We start from the raw sequence: 21,798 nt of genomic DNA on the forward strand, positions 1-21,798 counted from the left end.
ACTGGCGATGGAAACCCACGGGACGATTGCTCCGGCGTCGCTCGACGAGGCCGAGGCCGCCTTCGACCGCGTTGGACCGACCGCACAGGTGGTCGTCCGCGAGACGGCCAAGGCGATGGACTTCGACCGCGAGGAGTACCGAGCGCGCGTGACCGGCGACGTAATCGAGACCGTTCGCAACGCGCTGTTCGCCGAGTCGCTTTCGGTCACGGTCGGCACGCGCGGCGAGTTCGACGACTGGCGCGCGGCCCACGAGGGCTACGAGGTCGTCGAACTCGGCAACCCCGACGTGGACCGCGTCGCGTGGCACGCGGTTCCCTTCGCCGAGACGGTGCTGGCGACGACGTTCCAAAACGAGCGGGACGCCGCCGTCAGTACGCTCCGACGCAACGCCTTCGGCCGCGTCTACCGCGACGCGCTCCTCGGAGAGGAAGCCGAGAGCGACGGCGACGCCGCCGCGGGCGCGGCCGGCGATGACGCCGCCGGAACCGACGACGGCGCGACCGGAGCGGACCGATGACCGACGACGGCCGCCGTCACGAGCGCCTACCCGACCCCGAGTGGCGCGTGCTGGAATCCGAACTCGAGTACGACACCGGCTGGTTCACCGGCGGCTACGACCTCGTCGAACAGCCCAACGGGACCACGAAGCGCTACTACTGGGCCGAACTGGCGACCGCGGTCGTCGTCGTCGCCGTCGCGGACGACCACGTCGTCTTCGTCGAGCAGTACCGGCCCAACATCCGCCAGACCCAGCTCGAACTCCCCGCGGGCGTCGTCGAGAAGGGCGAGTCGTTCACCGACGCCGGACTGCGCGAACTCCGCGAGGAGACCGGCTTCGCCGCCGACTCCGCGTCGGTCATCGGCGACGTGTGGTGTTCGACGGGCGTCCTCCGGCACCGCCGCGGCTTCGTCTTCGCCGAGGGGCTCACGCCGGTCGAACGCGACCTCGACGACAACGAGTTCCTCTCGGTCCGCGCCGTGCCGGTCGAGGAGGCCATCGAGCGGGCGACCGAACCGCCGACGAACGACGCGACCGTCGAGGGCGTCCTCCTCGCCCGCGACGAGGGTCTGCTGTAGATGGTCGACGAGATCTCCCCCGCGGCGGTCGAAGAACTCCTCGCCGGCGAGGACCCGCCGCTCGTCGTGGACGTGAGCACCGAGGCCGAGTTCGCGCTCGGGCACGTGCCGGGGAGCATCAACGTCCCGCTTTCTGACCTCGTCTCGCACCTCGACCGCGTCGCGGGCGCAGAGCGCATCGTCACCGTCTGCCCGCGGGGCGAGGCGAGCGTGCAGGCCGTCCGCCTGCTGTCAGCCTACGAGGGGACCGAAGACGCCCGTATCGAGAGCATGGCCGGCGGACTCGACGCGTGGGACGGCCCGCTCGAAGAGGGCATCGACGATAGCGAACGCGACGACGGACGCCGCTGACGGCGGCGCCGCTGACGCCTGACGCGGCCGCGGACACGAGCGGTCGGGCGACTGGCGGACTAACAGCTCGTGTGCGCTGAGTTGCTTCGAAAAATCTCGACGGCGGGCTAACTCAGAGGTCGGTCACGCGACGTTGAACCCCTTTTCGCGGAGGAAGTCCTCCACGCGGCCGCGGTGGTTGCCTTGGAGTTCGATGGAATCGTCTTCCACGGTTCCACCGCAAGCGAATTTCGACTTCAGGTCCGACGACAGGCTGTCCATGTCGACGTCCTTCGGGTCGAATCCCTCGATGACTGTAACCTCTTTTCCGTAGCGGCGCTCGTCGATGCGGATGACTATCTCCTGAGACTCTTTCGCCACGTCCTCGCAGACGCAGAGCTCTTCAGGGAGCCCGCACGTCGAGCAGACTTCCGACATTACAGTGTGGACCTACAGGATGGGGATATTAAACAGTATCGGGAGGCGGGGTCGCCGTCCCCGGCTTCAAGCGCCCGAGTCGTCCGTGGACGACGTTTCCGATTCGTCGTCCGTCGTCGCGTCGTCGGTCGTGGTCGTGCCGTCGTCGTCGGACTGCACGTCGTCGGTGGTCACCGCGGGGGCGCTCCCGTCGGCGTCCTTCGCCCGCTTGTCGTTGCCGGGCGGCGTCTCCGGGGCGTTGCCGCGGTCACTGTCGCCGGACGAACCCTCGGAGGCGTCGTCAGTCGTGCCGGTCTCGTTGGTCGCGTTTCCGATGTCCTCCCGAACGTCATCGGCGCGGCCGCTCGCCTCAGAACGCGAGTTTCCCGGGGCATCGCTCCGTCCCGCTTCGTCCGGCCGCCCGTTGCGGTCGGTTTCCGACTCGTTTTCGGCGCGGTCGCGGCCGATTCCCTTGCCGGGATTCCCCGCGATTTCGCGGGCGATTTCGGCGACTTCGGGGCCGGTGAGTTCGCTCGCGTTCGTGCGGAGCCTGTCGAGTTCGGCCGTGTCGACGCCGCGCGCCGAGAGGTCCTGGGCAGGGACCGTCGAGGCGGCGTCAGCCGTCTGGTTCAGCATGCTCCGGGTGCGCTCGATGTCGGCGACTGTTTGCGTCAATCGCGCGCGGTACTGACCCTCCGAGAGGGTGCCGTTTGCGCGCTGGGCTTCGAGGCGGTCCCTGCGCTGTTCGAGTTCGGTGAGGCGCTCGCGTACCGTCTCGACCTGCGTGGAAACGACCGCGGCCTTCGAGGCGTTCGAGTTCGCGTTCGCGAAGCGCGCTTCGAAGGTACGGCGTTCGAGTTCCCCGTCGGTCTCGGAGCCCTGCACGCCGATGACGGCGGACAGGCGCTGACCGGGGAGCGTCTCCGACGACGCGGCGCTGTCGTTGGTCGCGCTGTCGTTCGCAGTCGTCTGTGCGACGGGAGCGGCGGCCGAGCCATCGGTGGCCGTTATTCCTATCGGTCCGGCCGGGGCGGCGAGAGCGAGCGGTGCGCCAACCGTCGCCAGCACCACGGCGGCGACGACGGCGAGCGCAGCGGTTCGTCGACTCATCACTCTCGTTTTGGAACCCCGTTCCGATATAAACGTGCGGTCGTGCCCCCGAATCAACCCCAGTCAACGGCAGTTTGAACGTCGCGGTCAGGTCGTCGCCGCCCCCCGATTAGGGACCGACCACCGACCGAAACGGTCGTAAGAAATTTATACCTCTTCTGAGTCGCCGTCGTCGCCATCCTCGTCGTCTTCTGGGAGCCGGAGGACGTTCTCGCGGCCGAGTCGGAAGCCCTCGATGGTCCCCTCGTCGCGCATCCCGCGGACGACCTTGCTCGTCTTGGCGTCGGTCCAGTCGAGCGCGCCGGCGACCTCCTGTTGCTTGATGCGGCCGCCCCGGGACTCGATGAGCCGGAGGACGCGCTCTTCGTTGCTGAGGAGTTCCGGCGGCGGACTCGGCTCACCGTCGTCGCCCGCGTCGGCATCGTCGGCGGCCGCGTCCGCACCAGCACCGGCGCTCGCTGCGGCGGCCGCTGCGTCGTCGCTCGCCGCCGCCTCCGAACCGCCTTCGTCCGCGCTCGCGGTGGTCGAGTCGGCGGACGCTTCGGCGACTGTCCCGGTGGCCGTGTCAGCCGCGTCTGCACCGCCGTCGCCGCCGCCGAGCGCGCCCCGCGAGCGGAGGTAGAGCGCGCCGGCTCCGACGAGGACGACGAGGGCGAGCGCGATGAGCGCGGTCGTCGTCGGGAACGGGTCGTCACCCGGGGCGGGTGTCTCCGAGTCGGTCGGGGTCGCCGTCGCCGTCGTTCCCGGACCGCCCGCGCCGCGTCCGAGGACGACGTTCGGCTCGCCCGAGACGAACTCGGTCTGAGAGCCGCGCCAGATGACCGTGTGTTCGCGCGTCTCGTCGCCCGCGGGTTCGACGGTCGTCGCGCCGTACTCGTCGGGCCACGAGAGGATGAGCCGGGAGCTACTGTCGAGGAAGAAGCCCTCGATGGCGTCGCCGACGACGAGGCGGTCACCGTCGACCGCCGCGAAGTTGGACCACTCGAAGGAGTAGGAGACGACGCCGAAGCTATCGGGGAGCGACCGCGTCTCCGCCGAGACCGAGACGTTCGTCGCGTTCATCTCCCGGCCGGTGGCGTTCTCGGCGGCCCCGACGGTCGAGGCGATGCGCTCCGCGAACGCCGAGGTGTAGTCGTCCGGGTTGGCCCGCACGTCGTCTCGGAGCGACTGGAAGGCCTCGGTCGTGTTCTCGTCGTCGAGCCGGGTCCAGTACTGAATCTCCCAGCGGGCGTCGCCGCTCTCGGAGACCTCGACGACGATTCGCGTGCTGTCCGGTTCGACGCCCTGCTGGATGAGCGGTTCGACGCCCGGACCGCTCGCGGAGCCCTCCTGTGCGGCCGCGGTCGGCGCGACCACGGCGAGCACACAGAGGGCGGCACACAGGACTGCAAAGACAGCGTCTCGTGTCGCCATTGACCGTTCGTGCGAGCGCACGCAGAAAAAGTGACGCGGTTCTTCCCGCCGTTCAGTCCGCCCAGCGTCTGACGAGCGGCAGACGGGCGCGGACGACGGCGTTCGCCGCGGCCACGGCCTCATCGGCGTCGGCGCGGGTGACGCCGTCGCCGTACTTGGCGCGCTCGTAGAGTCGGCCGACCTGTCGGGTCCGCTCGTCCACGCCGACGCGGGAGAGCGAATCGAGGTACGCCCTGACCGTCTCGCCGGGGCGACGCGGGCGGTAGTCGCGTTCGAGGGCAAGTTCGAGGCGGTCGTACGCCCGGAACACGTCGTCTGCGGGCGAGTCGGTGCGCCGCTGATACGCCGCGGTCGCAAAGCGGAGGTGCGCCGGGAGCCGGGTCCGCCTGACGCCAGCCACGACGCCGAGGAGGCCGACGAGACCGACGAAAACCGTCTCCCGCGACGGCATCTCGGGGACGAGTCCGTCGTCCTCGTCGTCTGCTGTCGCGCCGTCGCCGGTCGGCGTGATGCCGAGGCGCTCGTCGATGTTGGGACCCGGCGCGCTGCTGTCGACGGGCGTCGAGTTCGTCTCGGTCCCGTTTTCCGTCGGCGTCTCGGTGTCGTTCGCGGTCGTCGTGGGCTGTTCGGTCTCGTTGGACTCGACGTTCGTCTCGTTGGTATCGACGTCCGGTCGACCCTCGTTTCGGGCGTCGCTGAGGGTGGTCGACTCCGCGTCCTGCCGGGGACCGGCGGGCGTCGGGTCGAAGCGGACCCAGCCGGTGTCCTCGAAGTAGACTTCGACCCACGCGTGGGAGTCGAGCCCGCGGACGACGTAGCGGTCGCCGTCGACGCGCTCGCCGGTCGTGTAGCCGGTGACGAAGCGCGCGGGGACGCCCTCCGAGCGGAGCAGCACCACCATCGTCGAGGCGTAGTAGGTGCAGTAGCCGGCGTCCATCTCGAAGAGGAACGACTCGGCGATGTCGCCGTCGGGGCGGGACACGCGGAGCGAGTACTCCTTGTTGGCTTCGAGCCACTCCTCGACCGCGACGGCCTTGTCGTACGGCGTCTCCGCATCGCCGGTTATCTCGGCGGCGCGGTCGCGGACGCGGTCGGAGGTGCTGTCGGGGAGCGCGAGATACCGCTCGCGAATCTCGTCGGGGTAGTCGGTGCCGGTCCGCCGGAGCGACGCGGCAGTGTACTGCGGGACGGCGCTCGTGACGTTGTAGGTCTCGCCGATTTCGACGGCTCGGTCGGGGCGGAGGTTCCCCTGCTGGGTGACGAGCGTCTCGTTTTCGATGGCTCCGGAGACGGCGACGGGCCGCCACGCCGCAGGCATCGAATCGAGCGGCGTCGCCGGCGTGACGGTCTGGCGGACCAGCCGCGACGGCCCCTCGGGGCCGGCCAACCGGCCGCCTTCGTAGTCGCGGGTGTCGCCGGTCCTGACCCAGCCGTCGCCGGTGTAGCGGTCGAACGTCGCCGTCTGCCAGTAGTCCGGCGACGTGCTCTGGACCTCGAAGCGGACCTGCGGCGAGAGGCTGATGCTCCCGACGATGGAGATGCGGTCGTCCGCGCTCACGAGACTGGCCTCGACGGTCGGCTGCTCGGCCACGCCCTCGTCGGGGATGACCGGCGACCCGCCCGCACCGGGGAGGACCGTGACGGTGGCCGAGAGGACGACCATCGCGGCGAGGACGACCGTCAGCACGTCGAGTTGGCCGCCGGCGCTCCCGAAGCGGTCGATGCCGTCGAAGCCGACCGCGGCCATGCCCGCGCCGACGCCGAGGAGCGTGAGCGTCCCCGTGGCGTCGGTGGTGAGGACGAACAGGCCGAGACCGCTCCCGGCGACTGCGACGGCCGGCGCGATTCGCCCGCGGACGGCGAGATACCACGCGAGGAACACCGGGCCGGGCGTCACCGCGAGCGCCCACACGTCGGCCGACAGGAGTCGGAGCGCCGAGAGGCCGCTGAGGAGCGCGAACGTGTCGGCAAGCAGGCGCTCCGGCGAGAGCAACGCGACCTGGCTCTCGGGGAGCGCGAGGAAGTACGCCGCGAAACCGCCGCCGGCGATGAGGACCGCGAGGCCGAGTGCGTATCTGGGGCGGAGCGTCCAGCCCACGACGGTCGCGAGCGCGAGCGTCCCCGCGGCGAGGAGAACGAACTGGTCGCGGCGACCCACGACGTTCGTGATGTCGTAGACGACCGCGAGGAACGTGCCGATGAGGACCAGCGAGGCCGCCGTCGCGAGGAGGTTGGCGGGGACGCCGAAGACGGTGGTCGTCGCGGATGACGACGCCGACCCCGACGCTGACGCCGGCGCGCTCGCAGCCGAGCGCGACGAGTCCGAGCCGCGCCGGTTCGTGTCGGTGCTCATCGCGGCACCTCCGGGCGCAGTAGACTTGACTTCACGCCGACACCCCCGAGTCGGTACTGCGGGTGCCGGCGGGACTCGCCGCGCGTCGGGGCGATGAATCCGCCGCGTCACGCTCGGCGTGCAGGCGGTCGAACGTCGTCTCGCGCCCGCCGAGCGCGACGCGGGTCTTTCCGGCGTCGCCGCTGACGACGACCTCGGCGGTCTCGTCGGGGACCGACCCCGAGCGGAGCCGCGAGAGGTGGACGAGGACGCGCCGGCGGTCGCCGGGCGTCGCTTCCACGACCCCCGCGGGCGAGGTGAGGTGGACCGGAACGCCGGCGTCGAGAAGCGCACAGCAGAGCGTCGCGGCCGCCTCCGCCGCGGCGTCCTCGTGGCCGTCCGTCGCGCCGGCCGAGACGCGCACTGCGTCGGCCGTGACCCGGTCGTCGTAGGCTTTCACCACGAGGTCGCCGGACTTGGCGCTCGACTTCCAGTGGATGTCGCGGAGCGGGTCGCCGGGGACGTACTCGCGAAGGCGGTCGAACTCGGCGCGCTCGTTGGTGCGACCCGCGTCCGCGAGTGCCGAAAGGTCTCGTCGGGCCGCCGCCCCGAGCGACCGGACCCGCGGGAAGACGAGCACCTCGGACGTCCCGCCGGCGGTGAACGACTTCGAGAACAGCCCGAGGATGTCGCGGGCGACGACGGTCGTCGGGCCGAGCGTCGCCGGGCCGCGACCGCGATAGGTCACCTCGTAGTCGATGCGGCCGTCGCCGACGACCGAGTCGACCGCGGTGTCGCCGTCGAGGCCGGGCGAGAGCGCGTCGGTCGTGGTCGCCGGAAACGGCCTGTCGGCGTCGAGGTCGAGCGAGACGGTGCGCGTTTCGCCGGGGAAACCGTCGTCGGGTGCGACGCGCTCGACGCGGGGCGGCGAGACGCGCCAGACCTGCACCGCGCCGACGACGAGGCCGACGGCGACCGGGACGACGACGGCGTTGAGCGCCCGCGGGCCGTAGGCGACGGCGTTGGCGACGCCGACGACCACGACCGCGACGGCGACCCAGCCGCGGAGGGTGAGCCTCATCGGATTCACTCGACCGGAACGGTATCGAGCGCCCGCTCGACCACGTCGCGGCCGGAGCGCTCGTCGGTCGTCCGGACGCGGTGAGCCCAGACGCTCCGCACCTCGCGTTGCACGTCGTCGGGGACGACGTAGTCGCGGGCGTCGAGGGCGGCGCGGGCCTGCGCGGCGCGGACGAGTGCGATAGAACCGCGGGGGCTCACGCCGAGGTCGGCGCGTGCTCTGGTGTCGGCGGCGAGCCGAGAGACGTAGCGCCGGACCGGCTCGCTCACCGTCACGTCGAGGATGCGCTCGCGGGCGTCGCGCACGTCACTGGCCGACGCGACGGGTTCGAGCGACTCGATGGGATGGTGGCCCGAGACGCGGCCGAGCAGTTCCGTCTCCTCGGCCTCGTTGGGGTAGCCGAGGTGAATCTTCTTCATGAATCGGTCGAGTTCGGCCAGCGGGAGGTCGTACGTCCGGTCCGGTTCCACGTCGTTCTGCGTGGCGATGACGGTGAAGGGGTCGGGGACGCGTCGGGTGACGCCGTCGACCGTGACCTGCAGTTCTTCCATGACTTCGAGGAGCGCGGCCTGCGTCTTCGGCGGCGCGCGGTTGATTTCGTCGCCGAGGACGACGTTCCCGAAGACCGGTCCCTCGCGGAACTCGAACTCGCTGGTCTGTTGGTTGAACACGTTCACGCCCGTCACGTCCGACGGGAGGAGGTCGGGCGTGAACTGGATGCGCTCGAACTCCCCCTCTATCGAGGTGGCGATGGCGCGGGCGAGCATCGTCTTGCCGACGCCCGGCACGTCTTCCAAGAGGAGGTGGCCGCGGGCGAACAGCGCCACGATGATGTCTTCGATGGCGTCGTGGTGGCCGACGATGACCCGTTCGACGTTCTCGGAGATTCGTGTCGCGAGATCCGACACCGCCTCGACCGAGAGCGCGGGGTCGAAGTCGGCGTCTGCATGTGCATCAGTCATTGATATCCCGGATTTCCCACCGACCGTGCCGCGGGGCGGCGGGACTCTGTGTGTTAGTATTGCCTCAGTCTACCTAACCTTGCTGGGTGTGTGCACGAACCAGCCCGGGCGGTGGTTCGGGTGAGCGGCCGCCGACCGCGTCGTTCCCGGCCGTTTTTATTGCTCGGCCGCCCGCCTTGTGGGTATGAACGCGGACGCCCAGCGGGAGGCGGTGTACGGCGCGCCGCCGGAGATGCTGGAAGTGCGAGACGACCTGACGCCGATGCTCTCGCAGTACGCCGACCTCTGCGAGGAACACGACGACGCGGTCGTGCTGTTTCAGGTCGGCGACTTCTACGAGGCGTTCTGCGGCGCGGCGGAGGCCGTCGCCCGCACCTGCGAGGTGACGCTGACCCAGCGCGAGGACTCCACCGGGACGTGGCCGATGGCCGGCATTCCCATCGACAACGCCGCGGGCTACCTCGAACGCCTGCTCGACGCCGGCTACCGGGTCGCGCTCGCGGAGCAGGTCGAAGACGCCGAGGAGGCGTCCGGCCTCGTTGACCGCGCCGTCACCCAACTTATCACGCCCGGCACCGTCGTCGACGAGGAACTACTCGACGCCGGGCGGGCGACCTATCTCGGCGCGGTCGCCCGAGGTGGCGGCGACGGCGGGAGCAGCGACAGCGACGCCGAGGGCGACACCGACACCTACGGCCTCGCCGTCGTGGACGTTTCGACCGGCGAGTGCCTCGTCACCGGGGCCGACCGCGCGCTGGCGCTCGAAGAACTGGAGCGCCTCGCGCCCGCCGAACTCGTCGTCGGCCCCGACTGCGGCCTCCCGGACCTCTCGTTCGACCCGATGGAGACGCCGTTCGAACCGGACGCGTTCGACGCCGACGCCGCCCGCGAGACGCTGTCGGCCTACGCGCCCCAGCCGGACGCCGTGGTCGAATCGGACGCCGAACTCCGGGCGGTCGGCGCGGCGCTCGCCTACGCCGAGTACGCCCAGGGCGACTCGCAACTGGCGTACGTCACCCGCGTCACGCGGTTCGACCCCCGCGAGTTCCTCCAACTCGACGCGACGGCCATCCGGAGCCTCGAACTGTTCGAGTCACGGAGCGCCCGCGCGGGGAGCACGCTGTTTTCGGTCCTCGACGAGACGGCCTGCGCGCTCGGCCGACGCCGACTGGAGGCGTGGCTCCGACGCCCGCTCGTCGACCGCGACCGAATCGAGGCCCGACTGGACGCCGTGGGCGCCCTCTGCGACGACGCACTCGCCCGCGCCGACCTCCGAGAGCACCTCTCGTCGGTGTACGACCTCGAACGGCTGGTCGCCCGCGTCTCCCGCGAGCGCGCCGATGCCCGCGACCTGCGCTCCCTGAAGACGACGCTCGACCGGGTTCCGAAGCTCCGCGAGGCGCTCGCCGGAACCGATTCCGCCCTCCTCGCGGAGCTCCGCGACTCGCTGGACGAACTCGAAGACGTACGCGACCTCGTCGGCGACGCGGTCGTCTCCGACCCGCCGCAGGAGATTACCGACGGCGGCGTCATCGCCGACGGCTTCGACGCGAAGTTAGACGACATCCGCGGCACCGCCGAGGCGGGGCGCGAGTGGGTGTCGAACCTCGAAGCCCGCGAGCAGGAGCGCACCGGCATCGACTCGCTGGAAGTCGGCTACAATCAGGTCCACGGCTACTACATCGAGGTGACGAACCCGAACCTCGACCGCGTCCCCGACGACTACCAGCGCCGCCAGACGCTGAAGAACTCAGAACGGTTCTACACGCCCGAACTGAAGGAGCGCGAGGACGAGATTCTCCGCGCCTCGGACCGCGCCGACGCCCTCGAATACGACCTGTTCTGTGAGGTTCGCGCCGACGTGGCGACCGAGTCGGCCCGGATTCAGGCCGTCGCCGACGCGCTCGCCGACCTCGACGTGCTCCGAACGCTCGCGGACGTTGCGGTCGCGAACGACTACGCCCGCCCCGAGTTCCACGCGGGCGACGAGACCGGCGGCATCCGAATCGACGGCGGCAGACACCCCGTCGTGGAGCGCGCACAGGACGAGTTCGTCCCGAACCCCGCCGACCTCCCGCGGGGGAGCGTCGCCCTCGTCACCGGCCCCAACATGTCCGGCAAATCGACGTACATGCGGCAGGTCGCGCTCGTCTGCGTCCTCGCACAGGTCGGGAGTTTCGTCCCCGCGAAATCGGCCCGACTGCCGGTCCTCGACCGCGTGTTCACCCGCATCGGCGCGTCCGACGACATCGCGGGCGGCCAGTCCACGTTCATGCGCGAGATGAGCGAACTGACCGAAATCCTCCACAACGCCACCGGCGACTCGCTCGTCCTCCTCGACGAGGTCGGCCGGGGGACCTCCACCGCCGACGGCCTCGCCATCGCCCGCGCGGCCACCGAGTTCCTCCACGACGAGGTCGGCGCGACGACGCTGTTTGCGACCCACTACCACGACCTCACCGACGCGGCCGACGACCGCGAGGGCGTGTTCAACCTTCACTTCACCGCCGCGCGGCGCGACGGCGAGGTCACGTTCCTCCACAGCGTCGCCGACGGCCCCTCCTCGTCGTCCTACGGGGTCGAAGTGGCGCAGTTGGCTGGCGTGCCGGCGAGCGTGGTGGCACGCGCTCGGGACCTCGTGGATGAGACCGACGCCGGAATCGCGGACGACGCCGACGCAGACGGCGTCGCCGCCACGAATGGCGAGGTCGACGAGACCGCCGAAGACGGCACGCTCGCGGCCTACATCGATGGGTTGGAGAACGGTCACCGAGAGAACGAGCACCGGAAGCAGGGGCCCGCGGCAACCGCGACGACCGCAACGGCCGCGGCAGCCGAACCGAACCCCGAACTCGAAGCCGTCGCCGAGGCGCTCCGCGAGGCCGACCTCGCGGACACCACGCCGCTGGAGGCGCTGAATCTCCTGTCAGACCTCAAAGGAACGCTCGAATGATTCGCCGACTCGACCCGGAGACGCGCTCGAAAATCGCCGCCGGCGAGGTCGTCGCTCGGCCCGCGAGCGTCGTGATCGAACTGGTCGAAAACGCCCTCGACGCCGGCGCTGAGACCGTCGAAATCGAGGTCGGCGGCGACGGGACCGAGCGAATCCGCGTCTCCGACGACGGCCGCGGGATGGCCGAGGCCGACGCCGCGCTCGCGGTCGAGCGGCACACGACGAGCAAACTCTCGGCGGCCGGCGACCTCGAAACCGTCGAGACGCTCGGCTTCCGGGGCGAGGCGCTGCCGAGCATCGCCGCGGCCGCCGCCCACCTCGAACTGACGACGAACGACGGCGGCCCGCGCGGGACGCGAGTCGTCGTTGACGGCGGCGAGCAGGCGACGGGCAGCGAACACGGAAAGACCGTTTCGCCGGCGGGTCGAGCGCGTGGGACGACCGTCGAAGTGACCGGCCTGTTTTCCGACCGGCCGGCGCGGAAGAAGTCGCTCGCCTCGCCGAAAGCCGAGTTCGCCCGCGTCTCGGCGGTCGCCACCCGCTACGCGCTCACGCGGCCGGACGTGCGGTTCGTCCTGCGACACGACGGCCGGGAGACGCTCACGACGCCCGGTACCGACCGCTTCGCCGACGGGCTCTTGGCGGTGTACGGCCGCGACGCCGCGAGCCACGCCTCGACGTTCGACGCGTCGCGGGAGGTCTCCGCGGCCGGCGAGGCGGCCACGGTCGAAATCGACGGCGCGCTCTGTCATCCGGAGGTGACGCGATCCCGACGCGACCACGTCCACGTCTCGGTCAACGGCCGCGCCCTCGCCGAACCGCGACTCCGCCGGGCGGTCGCCGACGGCTACGGGACGCTGCTGCCCGACGGGCGCGAACCGGTCGGCGTCGTCCGACTCCGCCTGCCGCCCGCGTGGGTCGACCATAACGTCCACCCCGCGAAGGACGAGGTGGGATTCAGAGACGCCGACGCGGTCGCCGAGGCGGTCAAGGCGAGCGTCCGCGACGCGCTCTCGACGGCCGACCTCCGCCGGAGCGGCGAGGTGGCGATGGACCTCGATAGCTCGCTCGCGCCCGTCGAGGCCGCGTCGGTGTTCGACGACCTCCGCGTCATCGGGCGCTTCCGCGGTCTGTACCTGCTCTGTGAGGCCGACGACGAACTCCTCGTCGTCGACCAGCACGCGGCCCACGAGCGCATCAACTACGAGCGACTCCGCGAGGCCGTCGAGTCGGCGGGTATCGACGCCGTCTCCGTCGACCCGCCGGCGACCGTCTCGCTGTCGCCAACCGACGCGGCGCTCCTCGACGCGAACCGCGACCTCGTGGAGCAACTGGGCTTCCGCGTCGCCGAGTTCGGCGGCGGGAGCGGGACCGGAACGTACCGCGTCGAGGCCGTTCCCGCGCCGCTCGGCCGGCCGTTCGCCCCGGACGCCCTCGCGGACGTGGTGGCCGATGTCGCCACCGGCGACGACGCCGACCCGCGGACGGCGCTGCTCAAAGACCTCGCGTGCCATCCGTCGATAAAAGCCGGCGACGACCTCGGAGACGACGAGGCCGCGCGGTTAGTCGAGCGACTCGGCTCGTGCGAGACGCCCTACACCTGCCCGCACGGTCGGCCGACGGTGCTCGCCATCGACGAGAAGACGTTCGTCCGCGGCTTCGGCCGGCGAAGCGGTCGGCTCGGGTAGGGCTCGGGGGAGGCCTCAGCGGGAGCAACGTTGCCGAGCCACCCCGACGGAGTCGTTCGAAGTGGCGCGGTGGCTCGGACAGAAATAGTTACCAGATAGCGACTAGCGTTGCGCGCCCGGCCGCTACCAGTCCTTACAGTCCAAACAGACGTACTCGTCGCCGTCGAGCCACCGCTTTTGCACCGACTCGCCGCACCGGGGGCACGCCGCGGCCTCGGGTGTCCACCGATAGGTAGCGAGTGTGCTCACGTCGCGGTCGTCGGTATCGTTGGCATCGGTGTCGCCGGCATCGGGTGAGTCGTCAACATCGTCGGCAGGAGTCGGGTCCGAAGCTGATTCGTCATCCGAAGTTGATTCGGTGTCCGAGGTTGTCTCGGCGTCCGTAGCCGCGGCGTCGGTCAGTTCAGAGTCGTCGGCTGAAGGGGAGCCATCGACTGAATCGGCGTCGTCGACCGCGCCGTCGTCGCCGCCGGCGAAGTCGTCGAGCGAGCGGTTCGGCATGACTCAGCGTCCGTGGGCGCGGTCCTTATCGGTGCCGACCGAGCCACGCCGCTGACGGCCGCCGCGAACCGCGGGTCGGTGCGGGACTCACCGGTCGCGTGAGCGCCGTGCGAAACCCACACAATCAATACCCCCGACTCCCGAGAGTCGCGCATGGCAACACTCACGGACTTCGTCATCGCGCTCCTCACGAGCGTCCTCGAACTGGTGGTGACCTTCGCCGACGTGGCGCTGAGCGACCCGCTTTCCACGGTGAGTTTCCTCTTCGGCAACATCTTCATCCTCCTCGCCGTCGGCGCGTTCGCCTACGTCACCCTCGGCGCAATCGGCGCGGAACTCGGAATTATCGGCGTCGGTTCGTCGACCGGTAAGCCGCCGCAGCGAGAGTAATCGCTTCTTCGAGGTCGGGGCCGATCGGCGACCCGACCACAACGCCGTCAGCGTGTTCGAGCACCGCGTCCATCTGATCGGCAACGTCGTCCGGCGTGCCGGCCATCGAGAAGGCGTCTATCATCGTCGGCGTGACGAGGCCGAACGCCTCGGAGAACGCGCCGGCTGAAATCTTCTCGCCGATGTCGCTCGCGCGGTCGGCGTCGATGCCGTGTCTGTCGAGGACCGGCGGGGCTGCCCCCGCGGCGATGAACGCGACCGGCGGGCGGGCGGCCTCGCGGGCCGCGTCCGCGTCCTCCGAGACGGAGACGCTGGCGTAGGCGGCGAGGGTGAACTCGCCGCGCGAGTCGGGGCGGTCCTCGACGCCGATATCGACCTGTTCTCTGGCCCACGCGAGGTCGTCGGGGTGCGAGCCGTTGAACAGCAGGCCGTCCGCGTGCTTGCCGGCCATGCGGCACATGTGCGGGCCCTCGCCGCCGACGTACACCGGCACCTCGCCGGGCACGTCGAAGTTGAGGCCGGCGTCGGTCGCCTCGAACGTGCCGTCGTGGGTGACGCGCTCGCCGTCCCAGAGCTGCTGTGCGACTTTGAACGCCTCCAGCACGGAGCGGAGGCCGCGCTCGTCTTCGAGGCCGAGGTTGCGGAGCGTCGAGGGGTCGCCGGGGCCGATACCGAGGAGGCCGCGGCCGCCCGACGCCTCGGCGACGGTCGCCACCTTGCCGGCGAGCGTCACGGGGTGTAGCTCGTAGGGGTTGGCGACGCCGGGGCCGAGGCGGATGTCGTCGGTCTCGGCCGCGAGCCGCGCGAGGACCGCGAAGGGGTCGCGGTTGTTGTAGTGACACGAGACGAAACACGAGTCGTAGCCCTCGCGTTCCGCCTGCGTGCCCAGTTCGACGAGGTCGTCGACGGGATGTTCCGGAGTGAGTTCGAGTCCGAGCATGGTGTGAGCGTGGAATGGTGATGCGAGTCGTCAGGGGTCGTAGCGCCACTCGCGGAGCGCCTGTCGCACGAAGTCGCCGTCGATGTCGCGGAAGTGAGCGTCGCTTTCGCCGTGATCGCCCCACTCGAAGCCGCGGACGACGACGACGGGCGTGCCGCCGTCGCCCTCGCCCTGCACGAGGTTCGCGGCCGCGGCGAGTTCGTCCACGACGCTCTCGACAGTGACGCCGAGTTCGCGGCCGTCGCGGTCGGCCTCGCCGCGCCAGTCGCGCGAGGCGCTCAGCCCCGCCCAGCCGATGGCGACCCCGCGCTGGCCGTGTCGGAACGGCCGGCCGCAGGTGTCGGTGACGATTACCCGGTCGGCGTCGATACCGGCGCGGATGCGCTGGGCCGACTCGCTCGGGCGCTTCGGGAGCAACAGCAGGTCGTGGTCGGGGACGTTCGAGCGGTCGATGCCGGCGTTGACGCCGACGTGGCCGAACCGCGTCTCGGTCAGGAGGAACGGCTCCGACATGACGAGGTCGACGCTCTCTTCGAGGACCGCCTGCGCGAACCGCGGGTCCTTCTCGTCGCCGGTCAGTTCGGCGAGGCGGGCGGCGAGTTCGCGCGCCCGCGGGCCGGCCGGGAAGTCGTCGAGGTCGGCGAACCGCCCTTCGGCCTTCGAGACGACGGTGGAGGCGACGCAGACCACGTCGTCGGGCCGGAGGTCGACGCGCTCCGAGACGAGGGCGGCGAGGTCGTCGCCCTCACGAATCTCAGGCACGTCGGGGACGGGAAACAGCTCCATACCGAGTCGGAGGGCGAGGGCGGTGAAAAACGACGGGATGCTGGCGAACCGGGCCGGTATCGCAGGCGGGTATCGAAGGTGCGACTCGTCAGGGCGACTCACCCACTGTGGACGTGGTGCGACAACGCGCTGAATTCAGTCGCTGCGGACGACCTCGACCGACAGCGAGCCGTCGACGATCGAGCCGACCATCATCGTCGCGTCATCGCCCGGATTCGCCGCCGTCGCAGTGCCCGGATTGAGGACGCGGATGCCGTCGACCACTTCGTCGACCACCTCGTGGATGTGGCCCGCGACGCCGACCGCGCCGTCGCCCGCGGCGTCCCTGACCGCGTCGGCGACGCGGGACTCGTAGCCCGTTCTCGTGCCCGTGCCGTGGGTGACGACGAACGTGAGCCCGTCGACCTCCGCGACCTCGACGAACGGGAGGTCGATGGACGGCGGGTCGATGTTCCCGCGAACGCCGACGAACTGCGCCGAGAGGTCGCGGAGGCGGTCGAGCGTGTCCGGCGAGTCGAAGTCGCCCGCGTGAATCACGAGGTCGGCCTCGCGGACCCGTTTTTCCACCCACTGGGGAATTCCGTCGGCCCGCCCCGGGACGTGCGTGTCGCTCAGGATAGCGAGTCGCATACCGACACCACGCGACCGGCCTGAATAGTCGTTTTGTCAGTCGCGGACGTAAGTCACGATATGCCACACGTCGTCACCGTCTTCCTCCGACACAGCGGCCGCGTCCTCCTCGCCCGCCGGAGCGAGGCGGTCGGAACGTATCAGGGCCGCTGGGCCGGTATCTCCGGCTACGTCGAGGGCGACCCGGTCGACGCCGAGGGCGACGCCCGGCGCGAACTCGCCGAGGAGGTCGGCGTCCGCGAGGCCGACGCCGACCTCGTCCGTGCGGGAGCACCCGTCTCAGTCGCCGACGGAGGGCACGAGTGGACCGTCCACCCGTTCCTGTTCGACGCCCGGAGCCGCGAGGTCGACCCGAACGAGGAACTCGCCGCGGTCGAGTGGGTCCACCCGACCGAGATTCGAGCGCGCGAGACGGTTCCCGGACTCTGGACGGCCTACCGCCGGGTCGCACCCGGGGTCGAGACCGTCGCCGCCGACGAGACTCACGGGTCGGCGTGGGTTTCGCTCCGGGCGCTGGAGGTCCTTCGCGACGCCGCCGCCGAGGCGGACTCGCTGGAGGCGGCCGCGTCGGTCGCCCGGCGACTCCGCGACGCCCGCCCGAGCATGGCCGCCGTCGAGAACCGCGTCAATCGCGTGATGGCTGAAGCGGACCCCGACCCCGAATCGGTCCGCCGCCGCGCCGAGGCCGCCATCGACACCGCGGCAGAGGCTGACGACACGGCGGCCGCCCGCGCCGCCGAACTCGTCCGCGAACGCGGGTTCGACCGACTCGCCACGCTCTCGCGGTCGGGGACGGTCCTCGCCGCGCTCGAAGCCGCCGGGGCGAGCGTCCTCGTTTCCGAATCCCGACCGGGCGGCGAGGGTGTCGGCGTCGCCGAGAGCCTCGCCCGAGGCGGCCAGGATGCGACGCTGACGACCGACGCGGCACTCCCCGGACTCGTCGCGGGCGGAAGAGCAGACGCGGTTCTCCTCGGGGCCGACTCGGTGCTCGCGTCCGGCGGCGTCGTCAATAAGGTCGGAAGCCTCCCCGTGGCGCTCGCGGCCGCCCGCGCCGACGTCCCCGTGTTCGCCGTCTGCGCCCGCGACAAGATTCGCGGCGACGACCGCTTCGTCGGCGAGGACGCGGGCGCGCTGTACGACGGCGAGGCCGCGGTAGGAACCGAGAACCCGCTTTTCGAGGTCGTCCCCGCGGATCTCGTGACTGGTGTCGTCACCGAGGGCGGCGTGTTAGACGCCGATGCGGTTTCTACGATTGCGGAAGAACACGCCGCGCTCGCCGAGTGGGACTTCCGAGACGGGGCGGCTGAGGAGACCGGCTGATTGCGGACCAGTCGCAGGCCGAAAAGGGTGGATTCTTGAGCGTCCGACTCTGACGGCGACACGGTGGCGATGACGAAGGTTACCCCCACTCAGCCCCTTGTGATGACACGTTACAACTGAGCCACCATCTTACTACCGCGCCGAGTCGACACGACGCATCCTCTAGTATCGCGTGTGTTTCGCCTGCGACCCGCTACTCAGAGAACGCGAGTGAGAACAGAGAGACGGGAGCGCCGGTTCGGCGTCCCCTCAGGTGGAACCGACTCGGTAGACCGTCGCCTCGTAGGGTTCGAACGACCCGGCGGACGGGTCGTCGGAAACGCCGTCGTAGTTACTGAGCACCACTTCGGCGTGGCTCGTCTCCACCACGAGGTCGTCGAGGGTCGCGGTGTCGTCGGACCAGTTGAGAACGACCAGCATCCGCTCGTCGCCGAGCGTTCGCGTATACGCGTATAGCTGCTCGTCGTCCGGGAGCACGTCGTCGTACTCACCGTAGACGAACGCGTCTTCGTCGTGACGGAGGTCGATAAGCCGCCGGTAGTGGTTCCAGACGGAGTCCGGGTCGGTGAGCGACGATTCGACGTTGATGTCGGTGTAGTTCTCGTTGGCGGCGAACCACGGGTCGCCGGTGGTGAACCCCGCGTTCGGTTCGTCCGACCACTGCATCGGTGTGCGGGCGTGGTCTCGGCTTCGGTGGTTAACCAGGTCCGCGGCGTCGTCGTAGGTGTCGATAGCACCCTCTTCGAGAAGTTCCTCGACGATGCCGACAGTCATCGGGTCGTCGAGTTCGTCGAGGCTCGAAAACACGTCGTTCGTCATGCCAATCTCTTCGCCCTGATAGATGTACGGCGTTCCGCGAAGCGTCAAGAGGAACGTCGCGACGAGTTTCGCGCTCTCTTCGCGATACGCCTCGTCGTCGCCGAAGTGGGAAACGAGTCGGGGCTGGTCGTGATTCCCGAAGAAGAGCGCGGGCCAGTCGATTTCGCCCTGCTGCTGGCCGATAATCTCCTTGAGATCAGTGAGGTCCCACTCGCCGAACTGTTCCGGGTCCCACGGGCCGTCCGGTCCGGCGGTGACCCCCATGTGCTCGAACTGGAAGACCGTGTTGAGCCCGTCCTCGCCGGTGTACTCGTCCACCTGCTCAATGTCTGCGCCCCCCATCTCACCGACGGTCATCGTGTCGTATCCCTCGAACGCCGTCGCGAGTTCAGTAAGATACTCGCGAAGGCGAGGGCCGTGGCTGAAGTGTTCCAGCCCGGTAATCGGTTCGTCGGAGTCCCCGTCGGGGTATCCGTCGGCCTTCGAGAGGTGGTCGATGGCGTCGAGGCGAAAGCCGTCGATACCCTTCTCGAGCCACCACGTGACCACGTCCGCGACGGCGTCTCGGACGTCGGGGTTGCGCCAGTTCAGGTCCGGTTGTTCGGGGTCGAAGAGGTGGAGGTACCACTGTCCGCGTTCCTCGTCGTAGGACCAGGCGGGACCGCCGAAAATCGACTGCCAGTTGTTCGGCGGTTCGTCAGGGTCGCCGTCTTGCCAGTGATAATAGTCTTCGTAGCCGTCCTCGCAACGCCGGGACTTCTGGAACCACACGTGTTGTTTCGAGGTGTGGTTGACGACGAGGTCCATGATGAGGCGGATGTCTCGTTCGTGGAGGGCGTCGCGGAGCGCTTCCCAGTCCGCCATCGTCCCGAACTCGTCCATTATCGAGCGGTAGTCGCGGATGTCGTAGCCGTTGTCGGCGTTCGGTGAGTCGTACACCGGACAGAGCCAGACGACGTCGACACCTAATTCGTCGAGGTAGTCCGCTTTTTCGGTGATGCCGGGGATATCGCCGACGCCGGTACCGTCGCTGTCGTTGAAGCTTCGTGGGTAAATCTGGTAGACGACCGCCTCCTTCCACCACGCTCGGTCGACGTTCGTGTCTCGGGGCAGTGCTATCGTCTGGGAGTCGTGTGTCGTCATCGTGTCTGGGTGTGCTGTGTCGGCGTGAGGTAGACGCGGGCCTCGTACGGCCCGAGTTCGAACGTGTCGCTCGGCACGGTCGGAGCGTCGGCGTTCGCGATGGCGAGTTCGAGCCCATCGAGGGCGACACCCGCTGCCACGAACTCGACTGGTTCCGATTCGAAGTTGAGGACCACCAGACCGCGTTCATCGCCGAGCGTTCGCGTGTACGCGAAGACGGCGGGGTGGTCGGGGAGGAGGAGTTCGAACTCACCGTACACCAAGACGTCGCGCTCGTCGCGCAGTTCGATGAGGTCGCGGTAGTAGTGTAAGACCGAGTCCTCGTCCGCGCGGGCCCGCTCCACGTTGACCGTCTCGTAGTTCGAGTTGCACTGTATCCACGGCTCGCCCTCGGTGAATCCGGCATTCGGGTCGTCCGACCACTGCATCGGCGTGCGGGCGTTGTCCCGGCCGACGTACTCGATGGCGTCCCGAACGTCCTCGTAGGACTGGACGTCGCTTCGTTCGAGAGATTCCTCGATGAAGTTCAGCGACTCGACGTCTCGGAGGTCGTCCGGAGACGCGAACGAGGCGTTCGTCATCCCGATCTCCTCGCCCTGATAGATGAACGGCGTCCCCTGGAGCGTGTGGGTGAGCGTTCCGAGGAGTTTCGCCGACTCGCGGCGATAGTCGCCGTCGTCGCCGAACCGAGAGACCATCCGCGGTTGGTCGTGGTTGTTCAGATAGACGCTGTTCCATCCGTCGGCTTCGAGGCCGGTCTGCCACTTCGAGAGAATCTCTTTGAACTCGACGAGCGACCAGTCACCGGCGTCCCACTTGTGCTCGTCGTGGTCGAACGTGACGTGTTCGAACTGGAACACCATCGAGAGACCGTCCCCGTCCGAGCCGACGTACTCCTTGGCGTCGTCAACGCCGACACCCGGCGTCTCGCCGATGGTCAAGAGCGAATCGTCCGAGAGCACTCGGTCGCGCATCTCTCGGAGGTACTCGTGGATGTTCGGCCCGTTGAAGAAGTGCTCTGTACCGGTTTGTCCCGCCCCCGGCTCGCCGTCGGGCAGGTCTTCGGCCTTGGAGATGAGGTTGATGACGTCCATTCGGAAGCCGTCGATGCCCTGCGAGAGCCACCACTCCATCATCTCGTAGACGGAGTCGCGGACGGCCGGATTGCGCCAGTTGAGGTCGGGTTGGTTCTCGTCGAACAGGTGCAGATACCACTGCTCGCGTTCGTCGTCGTAGGTCCACGCGGGGCCGCCGAAGCACGACTCCCAGTTGTTCGGCGGTTCGTCCGGACTCCCGTCGCGCCAGATGTAGTAGTCCTCGTACTCCCCGTCGCGCCGCCGAGAGCGCTGGAACCACTCGTGTTCTTTCGAGGTATGGTTGACCACGAGGTCCATGACGAGCCGGATATCTCGCTCGTGGAGGGCACCGAGGAGTCGCCTCCAGTCGTCCATGTCGCCATAGGCGGGGTGTATCGACCGGTAGTCGCTGATGTCGTAGCCGTTGTCCGCCTGCGGCGACTCGTAGACGGGACAGAGCCAGACGGCGTCGACCCCGAGTTCGTCGAGGTAGTCGACCCGACGCTCGATGCCCCGAAGGTCGCCGACACCGTCGCCGTCGGCGTCGTTGAAGCTCTTCGGATAGATCTGGTAGACGACCGCCTCCTTCCACCACTGACTGTCCGTTGCCGCTTTCGTCTCCACGGAACTCATTGCTCCTCACCGCTGTCGCTCGGTCCGTACCGCGAACCGCACGCGTACCGCGTCGCCTTCGTGAACGTTCGATGCGGGAGTTCGTTCGCCGCTTGGGGCCCGTAGCGTGGTTCTATTGCGTTCATTGTTCGTGTCTGCGGGATGTTCTCCCGTCGCTACCTCAGACGGTAACCGAGAACACACTTAAAAGAGAG

Annotated in this window: 19 protein-coding genes; 7 read left to right on the top strand and 12 right to left on the bottom strand. The window is 69.3% G+C overall.

Annotated elements, in window-relative coordinates; genetic code table 11:
* Positions 1 to 7: 7 nt before the first annotated feature.
* The 3 genes from AM590_RS01305 to AM590_RS01315 are packed head-to-tail and all read left to right on the top strand — an operon-like array spanning position 8 to position 1,431.
* A complete protein-coding gene (locus AM590_RS01305; RefSeq protein ID WP_058825862.1) occupies positions 8 to 520 on the top strand; it encodes a DUF5809 family protein in 513 nt (170 codons plus the stop codon).
* Positions 517 to 1,080, top strand: a complete 564-nt coding sequence (locus AM590_RS01310) for an NUDIX hydrolase (RefSeq protein ID WP_058825863.1) — start codon at positions 517 to 519, stop codon at positions 1,078 to 1,080. Before AM590_RS01305 ends, AM590_RS01310 begins: the two co-directional genes overlap by 4 nt.
* Positions 1,081 to 1,431 (top strand): rhodanese-like domain-containing protein, encoded by a 351-nt coding sequence (locus AM590_RS01315; protein ID WP_058825864.1) that lies wholly within the window; start codon positions 1,081 to 1,083, stop codon positions 1,429 to 1,431.
* Between the two features lie 123 nt (positions 1,432 to 1,554).
* On the opposite strand, the gene yciH is transcribed toward AM590_RS01315, so the two are convergent.
* From yciH to AM590_RS01345, 6 genes are all read right to left on the bottom strand, one after another.
* On the bottom strand, positions 1,555 to 1,848 hold the full coding sequence (gene yciH, locus AM590_RS01320; RefSeq protein ID WP_004976316.1) for a stress response translation initiation inhibitor YciH: 294 nt from the start codon (positions 1,846 to 1,848) through the stop codon (positions 1,555 to 1,557).
* Between the two features lie 66 nt (positions 1,849 to 1,914).
* On the bottom strand, positions 1,915 to 2,937 hold the full coding sequence (locus tag AM590_RS01325) for a hypothetical protein (protein ID WP_058825865.1): 1,023 nt from the start codon (positions 2,935 to 2,937) through the stop codon (positions 1,915 to 1,917).
* Between the two features lie 147 nt (positions 2,938 to 3,084).
* Positions 3,085 to 4,350 carry a hypothetical protein gene (locus AM590_RS01330; protein WP_058825866.1) on the bottom strand — a complete coding sequence of 422 codons (1,266 nt, stop codon included), beginning with the start codon at positions 4,348 to 4,350 and terminating at the stop codon, positions 3,085 to 3,087.
* A gap of 52 nt (positions 4,351 to 4,402) precedes the next feature.
* On the bottom strand, positions 4,403 to 6,703 hold the full coding sequence (locus tag AM590_RS01335) for a transglutaminase domain-containing protein (protein WP_058825867.1): 2,301 nt from the start codon (positions 6,701 to 6,703) through the stop codon (positions 4,403 to 4,405).
* 31 nt (positions 6,704 to 6,734) lie between these two features.
* On the bottom strand, positions 6,735 to 7,763 hold the full coding sequence (locus tag AM590_RS01340; RefSeq protein WP_058825868.1) for a DUF58 domain-containing protein: 1,029 nt from the start codon (positions 7,761 to 7,763) through the stop codon (positions 6,735 to 6,737).
* A 5-nt stretch (positions 7,764 to 7,768) separates the two neighbouring features.
* Positions 7,769 to 8,725: a MoxR family ATPase gene (locus AM590_RS01345; protein WP_058825869.1), complete on the bottom strand. Its 957-nt coding sequence runs from the start codon at positions 8,723 to 8,725 to the stop codon at positions 7,769 to 7,771.
* 184 nt (positions 8,726 to 8,909) lie between these two features.
* Here AM590_RS01345 and mutS point away from each other — a divergent pair, with 184 nt between their 5' ends.
* Positions 8,910 to 11,678 (top strand): DNA mismatch repair protein MutS, encoded by a 2,769-nt coding sequence (gene mutS, locus AM590_RS01350; protein ID WP_058825870.1) that lies wholly within the window; start codon positions 8,910 to 8,912, stop codon positions 11,676 to 11,678.
* Positions 11,675 to 13,366 (top strand): DNA mismatch repair endonuclease MutL, encoded by a 1,692-nt coding sequence (gene mutL, locus AM590_RS01355; RefSeq protein WP_058825871.1) that lies wholly within the window; start codon positions 11,675 to 11,677, stop codon positions 13,364 to 13,366. Before mutS ends, mutL begins: the two co-directional genes overlap by 4 nt.
* 123 nt (positions 13,367 to 13,489) lie before the next feature.
* Here mutL and AM590_RS01360 read toward each other — a convergent pair whose 3' ends face one another.
* Positions 13,490 to 13,867: a hypothetical protein gene (locus tag AM590_RS01360; RefSeq protein WP_058825872.1), complete on the bottom strand. Its 378-nt coding sequence runs from the start codon at positions 13,865 to 13,867 to the stop codon at positions 13,490 to 13,492.
* Positions 13,868 to 14,020: 153 nt separating this feature from the next.
* Here AM590_RS01360 and AM590_RS01365 point away from each other — a divergent pair, with 153 nt between their 5' ends.
* Positions 14,021 to 14,257 carry a hypothetical protein gene (locus tag AM590_RS01365; protein ID WP_058825873.1) on the top strand — a complete coding sequence of 79 codons (237 nt, stop codon included), beginning with the start codon at positions 14,021 to 14,023 and terminating at the stop codon, positions 14,255 to 14,257.
* On the opposite strand, the gene AM590_RS01370 is transcribed toward AM590_RS01365, so the two are convergent.
* The 3 genes from AM590_RS01370 to AM590_RS01380 all read right to left on the bottom strand — a co-directional run bounded on the left by AM590_RS01370 (position 14,211) and on the right by AM590_RS01380 (position 16,613).
* Positions 14,211 to 15,197, bottom strand: a complete 987-nt coding sequence (locus AM590_RS01370) for a 5,10-methylenetetrahydromethanopterin reductase (protein ID WP_058825874.1) — start codon at positions 15,195 to 15,197, stop codon at positions 14,211 to 14,213. The genes AM590_RS01365 and AM590_RS01370 overlap by 47 nt on opposite strands.
* Before the next feature lie 30 nt (positions 15,198 to 15,227).
* Complete coding sequence (locus AM590_RS01375) at positions 15,228 to 15,983, bottom strand: coenzyme F420-0:L-glutamate ligase (protein WP_058825875.1); 756 nt, start codon at positions 15,981 to 15,983, stop codon at positions 15,228 to 15,230.
* Between the two features lie 135 nt (positions 15,984 to 16,118).
* Positions 16,119 to 16,613 carry a metallophosphoesterase family protein gene (locus AM590_RS01380; protein WP_058825876.1) on the bottom strand — a complete coding sequence of 165 codons (495 nt, stop codon included), beginning with the start codon at positions 16,611 to 16,613 and terminating at the stop codon, positions 16,119 to 16,121.
* A gap of 60 nt (positions 16,614 to 16,673) precedes the next feature.
* Here AM590_RS01380 and AM590_RS01385 point away from each other — a divergent pair, with 60 nt between their 5' ends.
* The gene (locus AM590_RS01385; RefSeq protein WP_058825877.1) at positions 16,674 to 17,933 is read left to right on the top strand and encodes an NUDIX domain-containing protein; all 1,260 of its coding nucleotides are present in this window, start codon (positions 16,674 to 16,676) and stop codon (positions 17,931 to 17,933) included.
* A 249-nt stretch (positions 17,934 to 18,182) separates the two neighbouring features.
* Here AM590_RS01385 and AM590_RS01390 read toward each other — a convergent pair whose 3' ends face one another.
* Together AM590_RS01390 and AM590_RS01395 are read right to left on the bottom strand one after the other, a co-directional pair.
* Positions 18,183 to 19,895, bottom strand: a complete 1,713-nt coding sequence (locus AM590_RS01390) for an alpha-glucosidase (protein ID WP_058825878.1) — start codon at positions 19,893 to 19,895, stop codon at positions 18,183 to 18,185.
* Positions 19,892 to 21,604: an alpha-glucosidase gene (locus AM590_RS01395; protein WP_058825879.1), complete on the bottom strand. Its 1,713-nt coding sequence runs from the start codon at positions 21,602 to 21,604 to the stop codon at positions 19,892 to 19,894. The genes AM590_RS01390 and AM590_RS01395 overlap by 4 nt, the downstream gene beginning before the upstream one ends.
* Between the last annotated feature and the right edge of the window lie 194 nt (positions 21,605 to 21,798).

Source organism: Haloferax sp. Q22, from assembly GCF_001482285.1.
Classification (GTDB): Archaea; Halobacteriota; Halobacteria; order Halobacteriales; family Haloferacaceae; genus Haloferax.